The organism is Pseudomonas sp. CFSAN084952 (assembly GCF_009648855.1).
Taxonomy (GTDB): domain Bacteria; phylum Pseudomonadota; class Gammaproteobacteria; order Pseudomonadales; family Pseudomonadaceae; genus Aquipseudomonas; species Aquipseudomonas paracarnis.
This window is the reverse complement of sequence record NZ_CP045767.1, coordinates 1,346,329-1,362,137: the sequence shown is the minus strand read 5'-3', so window position 1 is coordinate 1,362,137 and position 15,809 is coordinate 1,346,329. Positions and strand designations below refer to the sequence as shown.

The window sequence follows — 15,809 nt, the reverse complement described above, 5'->3', positions numbered from 1 at the left end:
CAGTGCTTTCTGCCTGCAATGCTGTGCCCTACTAAAAAAACTAGAGACAACTCTTTATGACTGCTGCCCCTTCCCTGTTGCAACGTTTAATGCGCGTCAGCCTGGTCACCCAAATTGTCATCGGCCTGATTGCCGGGATCGTGTTGGCCTTGCTGTTCCCCGAGGCCGCGCGCGCCACCGGTTTTATCGGCAAGGTATTTGTCACGGCGCTGAAGGCTGTCGCGCCGATCCTGGTGTTTGTGCTGGTCATGGCCTCGATTGCCAACCACAAGCACGGTCAGGAAACTCACATCCGCCCGATCCTGTTTCTGTACCTGCTCGGCACTTTTTCCGCCGCCGTGGTTGCAGTGGTCGCCAGTATGTTGTTCCCGTCTGCCTTGGTACTGGTCACCCATGACGCCACGGTAAGCGCCCCCGGCGGTATCGGCGAGGTGCTGCAAAGCCTGTTGCTCAGCGTGGTGGATAACCCGGTCAGTGCGCTGATGAACGCCAACTTCATCGGCATTCTGGCCTGGGCCATTGGCATGGGCATCGCCATTCGCCATGCCGGTGAAACCACCCGTACGGTATTGGACGACTTGTCCAACGGCGTCACCCTGATCGTACGCGTGGTGATCCGCTTCGCCCCGCTGGGCATCTTTGGCCTGGTGGCCTCCACCCTGGCCACCTCGGGTTTCGGTGCCCTGCTCGGCTATGCCCATCTGCTGGTGGTGCTGATCGGCTGCATGCTTTTCGTGGCGTTGGTGATCAACCCGGCCATCGTGTTCTGGAAACTGCGCCGCAACCCGTACCCGCTGGTGCTGATGTGCCTGCGTGAAAGCGGGATCACCGCCTTCTTCACGCGCAGCTCGGCAGCGAACATTCCGGTCAACCTGGCGTTGAGCAAACGCCTGGGCCTGCATGAAGACACCTACTCGGTGTCGATCCCCCTCGGTGCCACCATCAACATGGCCGGCGCCGCCATCACTATCACCGTGCTGACCCTGGCGGCTGTGCACACTCTCGGGATTACCGTGGACCTGCCAACCGCCGTGCTGCTCAGCGTGGTCGCGGCCATTTGCGCCTGTGGGGCTTCCGGCGTGGCGGGCGGCTCGCTGCTGCTGATCCCGCTGGCGTGCAGCCTGTTTGGTATTCCAAGTGAAATCGCCATGCAGGTTGTCGCCGTTGGTTTCATCATCGGCGTACTGCAGGATTCGGCCGAAACGGCACTCAACTCATCTACCGATGTGTTGTTTACTGCGGCGGCGTGCCTGGGTAAAGAAGATCAGACCGCCTGATTGAGCAAAAAAAGCCCGAGCCGTTCACTCCTGAACCGACTCGGGCGTTTTTCATGTCGGACGAATATCCATCAAGATGGCGAAGTGGCGGCAGTGAATCCCTGAAGGGGCATCCCGTATCGCTCGTTTGTTTGCGGATTGAATCGGTACCATTTACCGCTGACGGAATCTAGCTGAGCGATAATCTTTGTCGCGTCCTCGCCCGCAGAAGTGCCAACCATTACATTTTTCGGCTTGTGCTGAAAAACCCTATTAACACTAATGTTAGCCGCAACGCTTTTCCAGCCAAGGCTTAATTTGCCCACTACCGAAGAAAACGCTGTCAGGCCTCTAGTCCCGATGGCCGCCCCGCCTGCAAAGGGGTTGGCGGCGCTTATAAATGCCCGCCCCAGCCTGCCTGTAACACCTCCGCGCCCTAGCTGCCCACCTACCTTCGCGATCTTTGAAATTTTTCCGACGGCGCCTGCACCTGCGACAACAAAACCAAACACGTCAAATGCAAGGAATTTCAGCCCTTCACCAACCCTACCCTGCTGAAAACTGTGAAGCGCCGACGCTCCCGGTATCAGTGCACGGGTCACCGCCTGGATTTTTTCGAACTCAGTCACTTCAGTGTCGAACGTGGTGACACCTCTGGCCGCGTTGACCACCGTTTCACGTTCGTCGGCCCTGAAAAAATGGCGTGTGACTGCGTCTGCTATATGCTGCGTTCGCTGCGAACTGAAGGCTTGGGTAGGAGATGAAGTTTGAAGCTTTGATTCTCGCTCTTTACGTTCTGCCGAATCATTGGCATTAATTTCACTGATTTTGGTGTTGGATCGAACTCTGACCTTGGGTTTATTCGTAGCAACGGGGCTCCACTCGCCTTGCAGCCCTGTCTTGAGCCCCTCCGCTAAATCTGCGCGATGCTGCAGCCCGCCCGTCGCGGGATTGAATTCGTAAATCCGTTTCTTGCCTTTATGCAGCGTCTCAAGAAATACAGAGCTACTTTTAACTTCTTCAGTCTCCGAAACATCGTATTGAATCTTGTAACCTGCCGATGTAATGGTTTGGGTGACTTTTTCCTCCCCATAGATTTTCAACGCGCCGTGCTGCAGTGCCTCCTGATCCTCCTGAGGCAGCAAAGACATCTGATGTTTAACATTCACGCTCATGGCGTCTTTAAATCCGTCGAAATACTCCAAGACATGTGATTCGAACGCTTCGTTTAAAGATCCCATCTCGTGAACGTCAGCCGCTATTTTTTCAATCGGAACAGCGGGATCATTGGAAAACCATCTGACATGTTGCTGCGGGGCGGAATAGATATCCAATATCGAATAGGGGCCTTTTAAGTCGCGGTGTTTCTCGGTGGGATAGATTGTTTTTTTCTCGAAGTCTATTTTCCCATAGGTTTCCTCGGGAAAACGGGCCCTCAATATACTGAGCCCTAACTCCGAGCGACTATGTAATATCGTGCGTTGCGCTTCTGAAGCCGTTGTCAATAACTCGAAGCGCTCGTTGGCGAGGACGCCGGCACGTTCAATTTCTTCATCCGTATAATTGTTATCCTCCCGTTTTTCGATGGCCCCATCCGCCACTGCCCAATGAATCAACCCCTCTCGCGCCGCCAACGCTTCCACTTGTATCCCGGCATCGTCTATGGGCCTCAAGTCGTCTTTGAGCAACTGCTCATATGTTTTAGTCGCCGCCACACCTGGAGAGCGCATTTCAGCTTTGGCAACGATCGATTTCAAACTGACCCAACCCGGTGAGCCGTAAGTCACATGATCCGGGACATCTTTGACCAGTAATTCCGGAGCGTGGTGCGACAACGGCAGATAGGCCGCAACAGGAGCGTTACCGCCGTATGACTTGCTCAGATGATCAGTGAGCCCCTTCAGAACAAATGACAGCGGTTTTCCCCAGTTCTCGCGCGCCGACAGATCAAACCCGGCCACCTTGTTCTTTTCGCCCGGTTTCCATAACGCATCCTGATTGAGGCCTATCTGGAGAGCCGAAAGTACCCAGTCCTCAACACTGCCGACCCCCTCGAACTTATCGCGCAAGGCTTCGCCCAAGGACTGCGCAGCCGGGCTTTGCAAAAGCCTCAAGATCGCTTGTCGGGGATCTTTCAATTCTGCTTCGGACCATTGGATGGTTTGTGTCAGATACCCGAACGCGTTTTGGCTCAATTTCAACTGGTCGAATTCGGGTAGCCCCATCGCGTTATAGGAAACAGCATCGTAGATCGCCTGCTGTTGCGTCGTATCGAGCGGCGTTGGCCACGCTAGTCCGCCGCCCAAATCCTGACGCCGTTGTGGGTACTGGAGCTCTGCTAAACTGAGGCCAATTTGTCGCATTTCTTCTGTATTAACCGGATGTTTCCAGCCATTGGCCGTCATGAACTGCAAGAGGTTCACTTGTCGTCCGGCCATTGGTTGGTTATCCAAGTGGAAACCAGATTCAGGGCCAATCGTGAACAGTTGCGATTGCAGGTAGGATAGAAATCCGGCTTCACGATCATAGGGAGGCTGGAAGCCAGGGCGAAAAGAGAGGTTACTCTGATGCAAGCGCTCTTGTTGATCCAGATACTTGCCTACCTTAGCATTAGCTTCGACCAGGGCATCTTGGAAGGCTTGCAGATCGCGTCTATCGGCAAGTTGTTGTTTTTGTAACATCAGGGTTTCTTCAGAACGCGCTTGACCAACGCCCGACGTCGCAAATGCGTTGTTTTTTTGCAACGCTTGAGCTCGTGCTCGATCCTCGGTTGAATCGTTATGTATCGTCTCTCCATAAAACTGGGCGATCAACTTGAGCGGTACACTTTCGGCGCGCACCGCCGAGTAGCTTATCCCGTCGGGAGCATAGGCTTTCAATGCGGCCAGAATTGGCCCTGCGTATAACGCCCAGCGAGGGTGGTCTTTTAAAGTAAATCGGGCAATTGCTCCATTTTTTTCTTTAACGCTCAGCGTCCCGTCTGGGGCGATCTCCATGGTGGTCGGGTCCAAACCCTGCCTCTTCAGCACATAAGCAAGATACGGGTCTTCAAATGTATTACGCAACTGTGTACGCCATTGGCCGAGAGACGACGCGTCTGGAATATTCGGAATAATAGTGTGCTCATCACGGGCTCGACTCTCCAGGGCTTCTGCATAACGGGCGGCCAATTCACTGTCGGCTTGAGCACGGTCAGAAGTTGATAGAACCGCTTCGTTACCGGGAGCCTCTCGACGGGTCCGGCTCGTCGCAAACGAACGTGAAGACGAATCCTGGCTGACGGAGGTATTGCGTGTATCTTCGAAATAAGCGTTATGGGTTGTCGACGTTAACGCAGAGGAGGAAAGCTGCATTTAGTTTGTGGTCTCCAGGTTCTTCGGTTGAAAGTTTAATAGGCACTCCTGAGTGAGATTTACTGAATATTGGTTGCATCAAGATATGTAACAAAGCATTGGTGAAAAGAATATCCTGCAAAAAAAAAACCGAGGCCGTTCATTTCAGAACAAGCCCCGGTTTTTTATTGAAGCGTGAGTTTAGAACGCGCCCATGTAATCACGCTTGCCCACTTCCACACCGTTATGACGCAGCAAGGCATAAGCGGTAGTGATGTGGAAGAAGAACTGCGGCAGGCCGTAGGTCAGCAGGTAGGACTGGCCGCTGAAGCGCTTCTCTTTCGGCGTGCCTGGGCGGGTGATGATTTCGATACCTTCCTTGCCGTCGATCTGCTCGGGCTTGATGGTGTCGACGAAGGCCAGGACCTTGGCGATCAGTGCTTGCAGGTCGGCAAAGGTGACTTCGTTGTCTTCGTACTTCGGTACTTCGATCTCGGCCAGGCGTGCCGACACACCTTTGGCGAAGTCCACGGCGATCTGCACCTGGCGCACCAACGGGAACATGTCCGGGAACAGGCGCGCTTGCAGCAAGGCGTTGGGCTCGATGTTCTTGGCGCTGGCGTGGGCTTCGGCTTTGTTCAGCACATCGCTCAACGCGTTGAGCATTTGCTTGAAGACTGGGATAGAAGCGGCGTACAGGGAAATGGTCATGTCAGTCTCACTGATAATGGCAGGGTTGGAACCAGCGGCGATTATAGCCATGCCCGGTGCTTGTCTTTTATTTTTTGAGGATTACGCTGGTGAGCTTCACTGCATAGGGAAAGCGCGATGACCGCCGAGCACGACACCGACACCCCTGAGCCGCGCCTGAACAGCACGGAAATCCGCATCCTGGGCTGCCTGATCGAAAAACAGGCGACCAACCCGGAAACCTACCCCCTCACCCTCAACGCCCTGGTGCTGGCCTGCAACCAGAAGACCAGCCGCGAGCCGGTGATGAACCTCAGCCAAGGCCAGGTCGGCCAGAGCCTGCGCGCGCTCGAAGGCCAAGGCTTCACGCGCCTGGTGATGGGCAGCCGCGCCGACCGCTGGGAGCACCGTGTGGACAAGGCCCTGGAACTGGTGCCGGCCCAGGTGATCCTGACCGGGCTGCTGTTCCTGCGGGGGCCGCAGACCGTCAATGAGTTGCTCACCCGCAGTGGGCGTATGCATGACTTTGAGGATGCCGAACAGGTTGTGCATCAGCTCGAGCGCCTGATTGCACGAGGACTGGCGCTGCTCGTGCCGCGTCAGGCGGGGCAGCGGGAAGACCGGTATACCCATGCACTGGGGGACCCGGCAGATATTGAAGCGATTATGACCGCGCGGGGGAATCCGGTAGAGCGTAGCGCAGGGGCTGTTTCGGTGGAGCGCATTGAAGAGCTGGAAGCGCGGATTGCCGCACTGGAAGAACGGCTGACGCAGCTGGAACAGGTATAACGCAGATAAACATGTGGGAGCTGGCTTGCCTGCGATAGCCATTGGTATCGACACAACTTTGTAGGTTGCAGCAGCCAACGGTAACTACGATGCGAAGCGAGCCGCTCTTGATCTTGCTCTGCTTTTGATCTTAGGCGCCCCGTTAAACCACGCTGGCCGAACGCAGGCTTTAATTCGTGGGTAACCCGGCAGGACGCCGGGTTAGCCGCCCCGCGCCATGGATGGCGCGTGGCGGCGGCCCACGGATTCAAGCCTGCGTTCGGGCACACCGAGCCTAGGCGAGGTGCCGAGTGGTGGGGCAAGAGCCTTTTGCTGGGCCTGTCCCGTGACAACGGACGCCAAGAAGCGATACTTAAATCGTTCTCTTGGAGGTTGCCATGTATCCATCCACTCGCCGTAACTACACCGATGAGTTCAAGACTCAAGCGGTTGCGTTAGCTGAAAGCGTTGGCAGAACCGAAGCTGCCCGCCAGCTAGAGATGTCCGTCAAAACGCTCGATAACTGGGTGAACGCCACGCGCAAGGGTCAACCGTTGAGCTCGCCCGAGCGCAAGCCCATCACTAAGGAGGACAGCGAGCTTGCCCGCCTGCGAGCCGAGGTTGCCGAGCTAAAAATGGAGCGTGAAATCCTAAAAACGGCGGCGGTATTCTTCGCCAGAGAGTCCAGGTGAGATACGCCTTCGTCGCTGCTGAACGGACTCAATACCCGGTACGTATGTTGTGCCGGGTGATGGAAGTCTCAACTTCAGGTTTCTACGATTACACGCACAGGCAGCCTCGCCCTGATCCTGACGCTCAGATTCGCATTGAGTTGCGCAGCGTCTATGCGGCCAGTCGACACACCTACGGTCGGCCACGGTTGGTCGCAGCCTTACGCCAGAAATCGTATGCAGTGGGCCACAAGCGAGTCAGCCGGTTGATGCAGGAGGAGGGTATTCACGGCAAGTCCAAACGCGGTTTCAGGCCCTGTACCACTGACAGCAACCATTACTTGCCGGTCGCGAACAATGTGGTGGCGCGGCAGTTTGCCATCGATAACCCCACTCCGACTTGGGTCAGTGATATCACCTATCTCCCAACCAGAGAGGGTTGGCTGTATCTGGCCGTAGTGTTGAGCATCCAGACCCGCCAGATCTTGGGCTACAGCTTGTCAGACCGCATGCCAGATGGCCTGGTGGAAAGTGCGTTTCTGAATGCCTGGAGCGCCTGTTCTGGCACTAGCGGAGCAGTATTTCACTCCGATCAGGGCCGTCAGTACGCAAGCAGTAAGTTCCGTCTAGCGTTAGCTAAGAAGGACTTCAAACAGAGCATGAGTCGAAAGGGAAATTGCTGGGATAACGCAGTGGCGGAGAGTTTTTTCGCTACGCTGAAAAGAGAGGAGGCTTTTGGAGTCTACCCCACCAAAAAACAGGCACAGCTATCGATCGCCAGCTATGTGCATGGGTTTTACAACAGCAGCCGACTGCACTCAGCTCTGGGGTATCGTTCTCCGAACGAATATGCAAAGAGCTTGAGGCAGAAGACTGGATAACCAGCTTCATGGCGTACGCTGCCGGGGGACAGGCCCATGCTTACTTTTGGGCTCTTTTCAAAAGTGAGCCGCTGTAAAAGCGGAACCCTAAGTAGCCGTTACCGCAGGAATGGATATGTACTGGGTATTACGGCGTCGACTGTGAGGCCGTCTTCGCAGGCAAGCCAGCTCCCACAGTTGGATCGTGGGGTGTCAGGTAGATAGCCGTCGCCTGGCAGGCCGCCATCGCAGGCGAGCCAGCTCCCACAGTTGGATCGCGTGCGCGTCAGTTAGATCACCGAATGGTTGTGCGTAAGGCTTTAGCTGCGGGCGAAGGCCACCGCTGCCTCGAACTGCTCCTGCGTAGGCCGCACACCGGTATAAAGCACAAACTGCTCCAACGCCTGGATAGCGATCACTTCCAGCCCGGTAATCACCCGCTTGCCCTGGGCACGGCCACGCACGATCAACGGCGTTTCCGCTGGGATCGCCACCACATCGAAGACCGTCTCGGCCTGATCGATTGCCTCGGCGTCAAACGCCAACGCATCCGCTTCCGCACCGCCGGTCATGCCAATGGGCGTCACGTTGATCAGCATCTGTGGCCGCAGGCTGCCCAGATCCGCCTGCCACGCGTACCCCAGGTTCCTGGCCAATGCCTGGCCCGCCACCTCATTACGTGCCACGATCACGCCATTGGCGTACCCCCCGTCACGCAAGGCACTGGCGACCGCCTTGGCCATGCCGCCGCTGCCGCGCAGGGCGAAGCTGGAGTCCTTGGGTACCGCGTGTTTTTTCAACAGTTGCTCGATGGCGATGTAGTCGGTGTTGTAAGCCTTGAGGTGGCCGTTGGTGTTGACGATGGTGTTCAGGGAGTCGATGGCTTGAACCGAATCGTCGAGTTCGTCCACCAAGGCAATGGCAGCCTCCTTGAACGGCATGGACACCCCGCAACCGCGCACACCCAGGGCGCGGATACCGCCGATCGCGCCGGGCAGGTCCTGGCTGCTGAAGGCTTTATAGTAAAAATTCAGACCCAGTTGTTCATACAGGTGGTTATGAAAACGCAGGCCAAAGTTCCCAGGGCGCGCCGACAGTGACATGCACAGTTGGGTGTCCTTGTTGGGGTGCATCTGCATGGATAACTCCTTGAAGTAAGCAAATCGGTACAGACCTTACACAACCTTTACTCATTGGCCGTGCTGTTTTCTCGAAATACGTTGTCTTAAAAGTATCCCCGCGACAATCCTTGAGTCTATTGATTGCAGACCACAAGCGCAGGGGCTAATTGAGGAATGACCATCATGCGTAAACTTCCCAGGATCGCCTTGCTTATCGGCGCACTCGCAATGGCCGGCCAAGCTTCCGCCCACGGTGGTGGTTGGGGTGGCCCGGCCGTGTTCGGTGCGCTTGTCGGCGCAGCGGTAGTCGGCTCTGTGGTTGCCAGCCAGCCGCGTGAGGTGTACGTGCAACAACCGGTGTATGTGCAGCCGCAGCCGGTGTATGCCGCGCCGCCGCCGGTCTACTACGCGCCACCGCCACCAGTGTATGTGCAACAGCAGGTTTACTACCGCCCGGCGCCCGTCTATTACGGCCCACCGCGCGGTTATTATGGGCCACCTCGCGGCTACTACGGCCCGCCCCACGGCTACTACCGCCATGGTTGGTAAGTTTTAATCCATTGACAGGCACAGGCCTCGCCCACACGCGGGGCCTTTTTTTGCCTGAAAAGTCCGGATTTATCCTGCCGATGTCGCTGTGAGAACAACGCACGAGCGCCAATCCCACATCATGAGCGTCGAATATCCTCTTGATCGATGGCGGGCTGCGCTGTCATGTTTGCGTCACAAAACAGTCGCACTATCGACCCAGTCCAGCCAATAACAATTAAGGACGATTGACCATGCCCACGCAAAACCCGCACCGCACCGCCGGCCTGTGCACCTCCAGCAAGGTCTATAACGCTTTGACTGAACTCAAGCACCTTGAAGGCCATCGCAGCGCCAAGTTCCTGGCATTGCTGGCCGAAAACCTGGTGCGCAAGGGCCTGCTCAGTGAGCACGAAGTGGTGAACATGCTCGACCAGGTGGTGGATTAACGCCTGGCATTGATGTCGACTATCGAGCCAGGTGATTTTTCCCAAGCACCGGCAAACCGTAAGGTGACCTCCATAACGTTTGGAGGTACTTATGCCCACTGTTCAAATCATGTCTGTCATCGGTAGCGCCGTCCCCGCCCCTCTGCGCAAACTGGGCTTGCTCGCCTGCTGGTATGTGGTGCGCGATGGCGAGCCGATCAGCGGCCCGCTCACTTCGTTATCGGATGCCGAAACACAACGCCGAATGGCAACCGACTTCAGCCTAGAAGCCTGAACGCTATGGCAGCGGCAACTTGACCCGCGGCTTGGTTTCGACGAACAACGCCCAGCACGACATGAACAACGCCGCCACCAGCGGCCCGATGACAAAGCCGTTAAGGCCGAACACCGACAGGCCACCCAAGGTCGAGATCAGGATCAGGTAGTCCGGCATCTTGGTGTCCTTGCCCACCAGGATCGGGCGCAGTACGTTGTCCACCAGGCCAATCACGAACACCCCGAACAGCCCCAGCACCACGCCCTGCCAGATCGAACCGCTCAACAGGAAGTAAACCGCCACCGGCCCCCAGACCAGCCCGGCACCCACCGCTGGCAATAGCGACAGGAACGCCATCAGCACGGCCCAGAGCAAGGCACTGGGGATGTCCAGGAACCAGAAGATCAAACCTCCCAGCGCACCTTGGGTCACAGCCACCAGCACGTTGCCCTTGACCGTGGCGCGCACCACGCGGTTGAACTTGAGCTGCAGGCGACGCTTTTGCGGCTCGGCCAACGGTACGGCTGTGCGCACTTTGCGTACCAGTTCCGGGCCATCGCGCAGCAGGAAAAACAGCAGGTACAGCATGATGAAAAAGCTCACCAGGAAATCAAACGTCCCCTGGCCGAAGCTGAACGCCTGGGAGGCAAAGAACTGACTGCCCTGCATCGCGCCCTTGACGACCTTTTCCCGCAGCCCTTCGAGGTTGCCCATGCCAAAACGGTCGAGCAACTGCTGGAAATACGGTGGTAGGACGTTCTTGAATTGCTCGATATAACCCGCTACGTCGAGTTTGCCGCTCTCGATGTTTTTGTAGAGCGTGGCCCCCTCTTGCACCAGCAAAGCACTGGTGATGATCACCGGCAGAATCGCGATCACCAGGCACACCATCAAGGTGGTCAGGGAGGTCAGGTTGCGGTTCCAGCTAAAACGCTGCTGCAGGCGGCGCTGCATCGGCGCAAAGATAATGCCCAGGATCACGGCCCAGAACACCGCGCCGTAGAACGGCAGCAATATCCAGATAAAAGCCACGGTGACCAAGGCCAGTAGCAGCAACAGGGTTTTGAATTGCAGGTTGGTTTGATTCATGTCCGGTCCATGTCAGAAAAACAGGGCCGATGGCGGCCCTGTTGCTTAGTCCGCAGCCAAACGTGGGAGTGCCCTTGTTTATCGAACAAGCATAGATCGCCATGTGTAGACGTGGATCAATGAACGGCGCCCGGCCCTGCACTACCCTCGCGCCTTTTGCGACCTACAGCCATGCCCTCGATGATTGCCCCCGAACTGCTCGCCCCTGCCGGCACCCTGAAAAACATGCGCTACGCCTTCGCCTACGGTGCCGACGCGGTCTATGCCGGCCAGCCGCGCTACAGCCTGCGGGTGCGCAACAACGAATTCGACCACGCCAACCTGGCCCTCGGCATCCAGGAAGCCCATGACCAGGGCAAGCGTTTCTACGTGGTGGTGAACATTGCGCCCCACAACGCCAAGCTCAAGACCTTCCTCAAGGACCTGGCGCCGGTGATCGCCATGGGCCCGGATGCGCTGATCATGTCCGACCCGGGGTTGATCATGCTGGTGCGCCAGCACTTCCCGCAGATGCCGATTCACCTGTCGGTACAGGCCAATACGGTGAATTGGGCCAGCGTGGCGTTCTGGCAGCAACAGGGTATTTGCAGGGTGATTCTGTCGCGGGAGCTGTCCCTGGAAGAGATCGGCGAAATCCGCCAGCAAGTGCCGGCGATGGAGTTGGAGGTGTTTGTACATGGCGCCTTGTGCATGGCCTATTCCGGGCGGTGCCTGCTGTCGGGCTACATGAACAAGCGCGATGCCAACCAGGGCACCTGCACCAATGCCTGCCGCTGGAAATACCAGGCCACGCCGGCAGTGGAGAATGCCACTGGCGATATCGTCCATGAATATCAACCCACATTAGGGATCGGCACGCCCACCGATCAGGTGTTCCTGCTACAGGAAGCCAATCGCCCCGATGAACCCATGCCCGCCTTCGAAGACGAACACGGCACCTACATCATGAACGCCAAGGACCTGCGGGCCGTGCAGCATGTGGAACGCCTGGCACAGATGGGCGTGCATTCGTTGAAGATCGAAGGCCGCACCAAGTCCCACTTTTACTGCGCGCGCACCACCCAGGTCTACCGCCAGGCCATCGATGACGCAGTGGCCGGGCGTGCATTTGACCGCGGCTTGATGACCAACCTCGAGTCCCTGGCCCAGCGTGGCTACACCGAAGGTTTTCTGCGCCGCCACGTGCACGATGAATACCAGAACTACCAGAACGGCAGCTCGGTTTCCGAGCGCCAGCAGTTTGTCGGGGAGCTGACCGGCGAGCGCCGTGGCGCGTTGGCCGAGGTGAAGGTCAAGAACCGCTTTGCGCTGGGCGACCACCTGGAGTTGATGACGCCCGCGGGCAATTTTCATTTTGACTTGCCGAGCCTGCATAACGCCAAGGGCGAAAGCATTGAGGTGGCGCCGGGGGACGGGCATACGGTGTATGTGCCGATTCCGGCGCAGATGGACCTGCGCTTTGGCCTGCTGATGCGCGACGTTTAAACCCTGCCATGGGTTGAATGGATCAGATCCTGAACTGGCCCACCAACTGCCCGAGGCGCTGGCCCAGGTCGGCCAGACTGCGAGACGTCTGAGCGCCCAGTTGGGTTTCGTCCGCCACGCTGTCCACCGCTACCGCAATCTGATGCACGCTGCGGTTGATCTCTTCCGCCACGGCGGTCTGCTCTTCCGCGGCGCTGGCGATCTGGGCGTTCATTGAGTTGATGGTGCCAATCAGTTGCGCCATGGTGTCCAGGGACGCGCCGGCCTGGTTGGCCTGGGCCGAAGTGCCGTCGCCGGCATCGCTGGAGCGGCGCATAGCGTCCACGGCCGCCTCGGTGCCTTTTTGCAGGCGATCGATCATGCCCTGGATTTCCTGGGTGCTGGTTTGGGTGCGACTGGCCAGGGCGCGCACTTCATCGGCGACTACGGCAAAGCCACGCCCAGCCTCCCCGGCCCGTGCGGCCTCGATGGCAGCGTTGAGCGCCAGCAGGTTGGTTTGCTCGGCGATGGAGCGGATCACGCCGAGCACACTGACGATTGACGATACATCCTGCTGCAGGCTGTCCAGGGACACGCCGCTGCTGCGGATGTCGTTCACCAGCGCATGGATCTGCGCGATGCTGCCGTCTACCACACGTTTGGCGGCCTGGCCTTCGGCGTCGGTCTGCTGCGCAGCGACGGCGGCGCCTTGGGCACTGCGTGCCACTTCGTGCGCCGCCGAAGACATCTGGTTGATCGCAGTGGCCACCTGGTCGGTCTCGTGGCGCTGGCGTTCCATGGCCTGTTCGGAACGCTGGGCCTGGTCGGACACCTGGCTCACCAGCCCGGTGAGTTGGGCGGTCATGTCGGTGATCTGGCGCACCAGGCCGTGGATTTTATCGACAAAGCGGTTGAATGCACCGGCCAGGTCGCCGAGTTCATCCTGGCTGGTAATGGCCAGGCGGCGGGTCAGGTCACCTTCACCCGCGGCGATGTCATCGAGGTTGGCTTTCATCAGGTGCAGCGGGCGCAGGATGGTATTGGCCAGCAGCATGCCCACGGCGGCGATCACCAGCAACACCACCACGGCGACGCCGAGGATGCTCAACAGCACGCCTTGCATGCGCTTCTCGACTTTTGCCTGCACCACCGCCACTTGGGCGTCGATGCCATCGAGGTTCACCGAGGTGCCGATCACCATGTCCCACTTGGGCAGGTACTCGGTATAGCCGAGCTTGGGCACCAGTTCGGTCTGGCCGGGCTGGGTCGAGCTGTATTGCAGGTAGTGGGTGCCGTCCTTGCCGACCTTGACCAGGTCGCGGTTGACGTAGACGCCGTTGGGGTCGCGGTTGTCCTTGAAGCTCTTGCCCACGCCGTCCGGGCTGTTGCCCTTGAACAGGCGGATGGTCTCGGAGTCGTAGCCGAAGAAATAGCCGTCCTTGCCGTAGCTGGTGTTGGACAGCAACTTGACCACCTGCGCCCGCGCCGCGCTGTCGCCGGGGGCTGCCGCGTCGTAGAGCGGCTTGATGGTGGTCATAGCCACCTCGACATAACCTTGCAGGGTGGCCTTGGCGTCGTTGAGCAGGCGCTGACGGGTTTCATCCACCTCGTTGCGGGCCTGGCCCTGCAGAATCCACACGGTGGTCAGGCTGATGACCACGGCAAACAACAACACCGGCACGACAGCAAGGGCCAGGACTTTGGCCTTCAAACTCAGACGCATGGCTTTTCTCTCTTGTTAGTGGCGACTTGAGAGGTTAACGGCCATGTGAGCGATTACTGTAGGCGCGAGCTTGTGTGGCCAGAGCTTGCTCCCGCTCGGGTGCGCAGCGCCCGCAAGCTTTTTGGGGCTGCTTCGCAGCCCAGCGGGAGCAATCTCTGGCCACAGGGGGCTCACTTGGATCAGAGCGTCATCGCAGCCAGCCAGCCGAACGCCAGCAGCGGCAGGTTGTAGTGCAGGAAGGTCGGTACCACGGTGTCCCAGATATGGTGGTGCTGGCCGTCGATGTTCAGGCCGGAGGTGGGCCCGAGGGTGGAGTCCGAAGCGGGCGAACCGGCGTCGCCCAAGGCACCGGCGGTACCAACGATGCACACGATGGCCACCGGGCTGAAGCCCAACTGCACACACAGCGGCACGAAAATCGCCGCGAGGATCGGCACCGTGGAAAACGACGAGCCGATGCCCATGGTCACCAACAACCCCACCAGCAGCATCAACAACGCGCCGACGCCCCGGCTATGGCCGATGAACGCTGCCGAGGCCTGCACCAGCGAGTTCACGTCACCGGTCGCCTTGAGCACTTCGGCAAAACCTGAGGACGCGATCATGATGAAGCCGATCATCGCCATCATCTTCATGCCTTCGGTGAACAGGTCATCGGTGTCGCGCCAGCGCACGATGCCCGACACCGAGAAGATCAGGAACCCGGCCAGGGCGCCGATGATCATCGAGTCCAGCCACAACTGGATGATGAACGCCGAGGCAATCGCCAGGCCGGCCACCAGCAGGGTCAGCGGGTTGTACTGCACCGCCACTTGCTCGACACGCTCGATTTTCTTCAGGTCGTACACACGCTTTTTGCGGTAGCTGATCAACACCGCCACCAGCAGGCCGACCACCATGCCCAGCGCCGGCAAGCCCATGGCGTGGGTGACATTGACCCCGCTGATATCCACCCCGCTCTTGGCGACGTTGGCCAGCAGGATCTGATTGAGGAAGATATTGCCAAAGCCCACCGGCAGAAACATGTACGGGGTGATCAGGCCGAAGGTCATCACGCAGGCGATCAGGCGACGGTCCAGTTGCAGCTTGGTCAGCACATACAGCAGCGGCGGTACCAGCAGCGGAATAAACGCAATGTGGATCGGCAAGATGTTCTGCGAGGCAATCGCCACCACCCACAACAGGCCGATCAGCAGCCATTTGACGTGGTTGCCACCGCTGGCGTCCTGGCGGTCCACCAGCAGCAAGGCTTTGTCCGCCAGCGCATGGGCCAGCCCGGACTTGGCAATCGCCACGGCGAAAGCCCCGAGCAATGCGTAGGACAAGGCCACGGTTGCGCCGCCGCCCAGCCCGCCGTTGAAGGCCTTGAGCGTGGCCTCGATACCCAGGCCACCGGTCAAGCCGCCCACCAGGGCGCCGACGATAATGGCGATGACCACGTGCACGCGGGACAGGCTGAGTACCAGCATGGTGCCGACCGCGGCGATGACTGCGTTAATCATGGTTACCTCAAGCAGAAACAAAAAAGACAGGCATGCCCGCGCGCGGCCCATGGGAACAGCTGCCGGCGTGCAAGCTTGAAAGAGGTCTTATTAGAGGGCG

At 58.5% G+C, this 15,809-nt stretch carries 14 protein-coding genes and 1 pseudogene; 8 read left to right on the top strand and 7 right to left on the bottom strand.

Annotated features, from left to right (window positions below):
- The first annotated feature begins 56 nt into the window (after window positions 1–56).
- Window positions 57–1,277, top strand: a complete 1,221-nt coding sequence (gene sstT, locus GH769_RS06325; RefSeq protein WP_014717954.1) for a serine/threonine transporter SstT — start codon at window positions 57–59, stop codon at window positions 1,275–1,277.
- A 71-nt stretch (window positions 1,278–1,348) separates the two neighbouring features.
- On the opposite strand, the gene GH769_RS06320 is transcribed toward sstT, so the two are convergent.
- On the bottom strand, window positions 1,349–4,609 hold the full coding sequence (locus tag GH769_RS06320; protein WP_032903696.1) for a hypothetical protein: 3,261 nt from the start codon (window positions 4,607–4,609) through the stop codon (window positions 1,349–1,351).
- Window positions 4,610–4,789: 180 nt separating this feature from the next.
- On the bottom strand, window positions 4,790–5,299 hold the full coding sequence (locus GH769_RS06315) for a DUF1993 family protein (protein ID WP_014717952.1): 510 nt from the start codon (window positions 5,297–5,299) through the stop codon (window positions 4,790–4,792).
- Window positions 5,300–5,416: 117 nt separating this feature from the next.
- On the opposite strand from GH769_RS06315, the gene GH769_RS06310 reads away from it, so the two are divergent.
- The 3 genes from GH769_RS06310 (at window position 5,417) to GH769_RS06300 (ending at window position 7,598) form a co-directional block, all read left to right on the top strand.
- Window positions 5,417–6,067 (top strand): YceH family protein, encoded by a 651-nt coding sequence (locus GH769_RS06310; protein WP_032903698.1) that lies wholly within the window; start codon window positions 5,417–5,419, stop codon window positions 6,065–6,067.
- A gap of 377 nt (window positions 6,068–6,444) precedes the next feature.
- The gene (locus GH769_RS06305) at window positions 6,445–6,738 is read left to right on the top strand and encodes a transposase (protein WP_153649497.1); all 294 of its coding nucleotides are present in this window, start codon (window positions 6,445–6,447) and stop codon (window positions 6,736–6,738) included.
- Entirely contained in the window at window positions 6,735–7,598 is an 864-nt protein-coding gene (locus GH769_RS06300) for an IS3 family transposase (RefSeq protein ID WP_020300743.1), read from the top strand. Before GH769_RS06305 ends, GH769_RS06300 begins: the two co-directional genes overlap by 4 nt.
- A 299-nt stretch (window positions 7,599–7,897) precedes the next feature.
- Here GH769_RS06300 and GH769_RS06295 read toward each other — a convergent pair whose 3' ends face one another.
- Complete coding sequence (locus tag GH769_RS06295; protein WP_014717950.1) at window positions 7,898–8,716, bottom strand: shikimate 5-dehydrogenase; 819 nt, start codon at window positions 8,714–8,716, stop codon at window positions 7,898–7,900.
- A 156-nt stretch (window positions 8,717–8,872) separates the two neighbouring features.
- Between GH769_RS06295 and GH769_RS06290 the strand changes: the two genes are divergently transcribed.
- From GH769_RS06290 to GH769_RS06280, 3 genes are all read left to right on the top strand, one after another.
- Window positions 8,873–9,247: a hypothetical protein gene (locus tag GH769_RS06290; protein WP_019818659.1), complete on the top strand. Its 375-nt coding sequence runs from the start codon at window positions 8,873–8,875 to the stop codon at window positions 9,245–9,247.
- A 233-nt stretch (window positions 9,248–9,480) separates the two neighbouring features.
- Window positions 9,481–9,675 carry a hypothetical protein gene (locus tag GH769_RS06285; RefSeq protein ID WP_014717949.1) on the top strand — a complete coding sequence of 65 codons (195 nt, stop codon included), beginning with the start codon at window positions 9,481–9,483 and terminating at the stop codon, window positions 9,673–9,675.
- Between the two features lie 91 nt (window positions 9,676–9,766).
- A complete protein-coding gene (locus GH769_RS06280; protein WP_032903784.1) occupies window positions 9,767–9,949 on the top strand; it encodes a hypothetical protein in 183 nt (60 codons plus the stop codon).
- 3 nt (window positions 9,950–9,952) lie between these two features.
- On the opposite strand, the gene GH769_RS06275 is transcribed toward GH769_RS06280, so the two are convergent.
- Entirely contained in the window at window positions 9,953–11,020 is a 1,068-nt protein-coding gene (locus tag GH769_RS06275) for an AI-2E family transporter (RefSeq protein WP_019818663.1), read from the bottom strand.
- 171 nt (window positions 11,021–11,191) lie between these two features.
- On the opposite strand from GH769_RS06275, the gene yegQ reads away from it, so the two are divergent.
- Window positions 11,192–12,505: a tRNA 5-hydroxyuridine modification protein YegQ gene (gene yegQ / locus GH769_RS06270; RefSeq protein WP_032903782.1), complete on the top strand. Its 1,314-nt coding sequence runs from the start codon at window positions 11,192–11,194 to the stop codon at window positions 12,503–12,505.
- A 22-nt stretch (window positions 12,506–12,527) separates the two neighbouring features.
- Here the strand turns inward: yegQ and GH769_RS29350 are convergent, their stop codons facing one another.
- The 3 genes and pseudogenes from GH769_RS29350 to GH769_RS06260 all read right to left on the bottom strand — a co-directional run bounded on the left by GH769_RS29350 (window position 12,528) and on the right by GH769_RS06260 (window position 15,706).
- Complete coding sequence (locus GH769_RS29350; RefSeq protein ID WP_370004746.1) at window positions 12,528–13,283, bottom strand: methyl-accepting chemotaxis protein; 756 nt, start codon at window positions 13,281–13,283, stop codon at window positions 12,528–12,530.
- 102 nt (window positions 13,284–13,385) lie between these two features.
- Window positions 13,386–14,207, bottom strand: a pseudogene (locus GH769_RS29345) (cache domain-containing protein); the annotation flags it as partial.
- A 179-nt stretch (window positions 14,208–14,386) separates the two neighbouring features.
- Window positions 14,387–15,706, bottom strand: a complete 1,320-nt coding sequence (locus tag GH769_RS06260; RefSeq protein ID WP_161793214.1) for a Na+/H+ antiporter family protein — start codon at window positions 15,704–15,706, stop codon at window positions 14,387–14,389.
- Window positions 15,707–15,809: the final 103 nt, after the last annotated feature.

Excerpts from the sequence above, each read along its gene's own strand:
- sstT (WP_014717954.1), top strand. The coding sequence starts at position 57 with ATGACTGCTGCCCCTTCCCTGTTGCAACGTTTAATGCGCGTCAGCCTG.
- GH769_RS06320 (WP_032903696.1), bottom strand. The coding sequence starts at position 4,609 with ATGCAGCTTTCCTCCTCTGCGTTAACGTCGACAACCCATAACGCTTAT.
- GH769_RS06315 (WP_014717952.1), bottom strand. The coding sequence starts at position 5,299 with ATGACCATTTCCCTGTACGCCGCTTCTATCCCAGTCTTCAAGCAAATG.
- GH769_RS06310 (WP_032903698.1), top strand. The coding sequence starts at position 5,417 with ATGACCGCCGAGCACGACACCGACACCCCTGAGCCGCGCCTGAACAGC.
- GH769_RS06305 (WP_153649497.1), top strand. The coding sequence starts at position 6,445 with ATGTATCCATCCACTCGCCGTAACTACACCGATGAGTTCAAGACTCAA.
- GH769_RS06295 (WP_014717950.1), bottom strand. The coding sequence starts at position 8,716 with ATGCAGATGCACCCCAACAAGGACACCCAACTGTGCATGTCACTGTCG.
- GH769_RS06290 (WP_019818659.1), top strand. The coding sequence starts at position 8,873 with ATGACCATCATGCGTAAACTTCCCAGGATCGCCTTGCTTATCGGCGCA.
- GH769_RS06285 (WP_014717949.1), top strand. The coding sequence starts at position 9,481 with ATGCCCACGCAAAACCCGCACCGCACCGCCGGCCTGTGCACCTCCAGC.
- GH769_RS06280 (WP_032903784.1), top strand. The coding sequence starts at position 9,767 with ATGCCCACTGTTCAAATCATGTCTGTCATCGGTAGCGCCGTCCCCGCC.
- GH769_RS06275 (WP_019818663.1), bottom strand. The coding sequence starts at position 11,020 with ATGAATCAAACCAACCTGCAATTCAAAACCCTGTTGCTGCTACTGGCC.
- yegQ (WP_032903782.1), top strand. The coding sequence starts at position 11,192 with ATGCCCTCGATGATTGCCCCCGAACTGCTCGCCCCTGCCGGCACCCTG.
- GH769_RS29350 (WP_370004746.1), bottom strand. The coding sequence starts at position 13,283 with ATGGAACGCCAGCGCCACGAGACCGACCAGGTGGCCACTGCGATCAAC.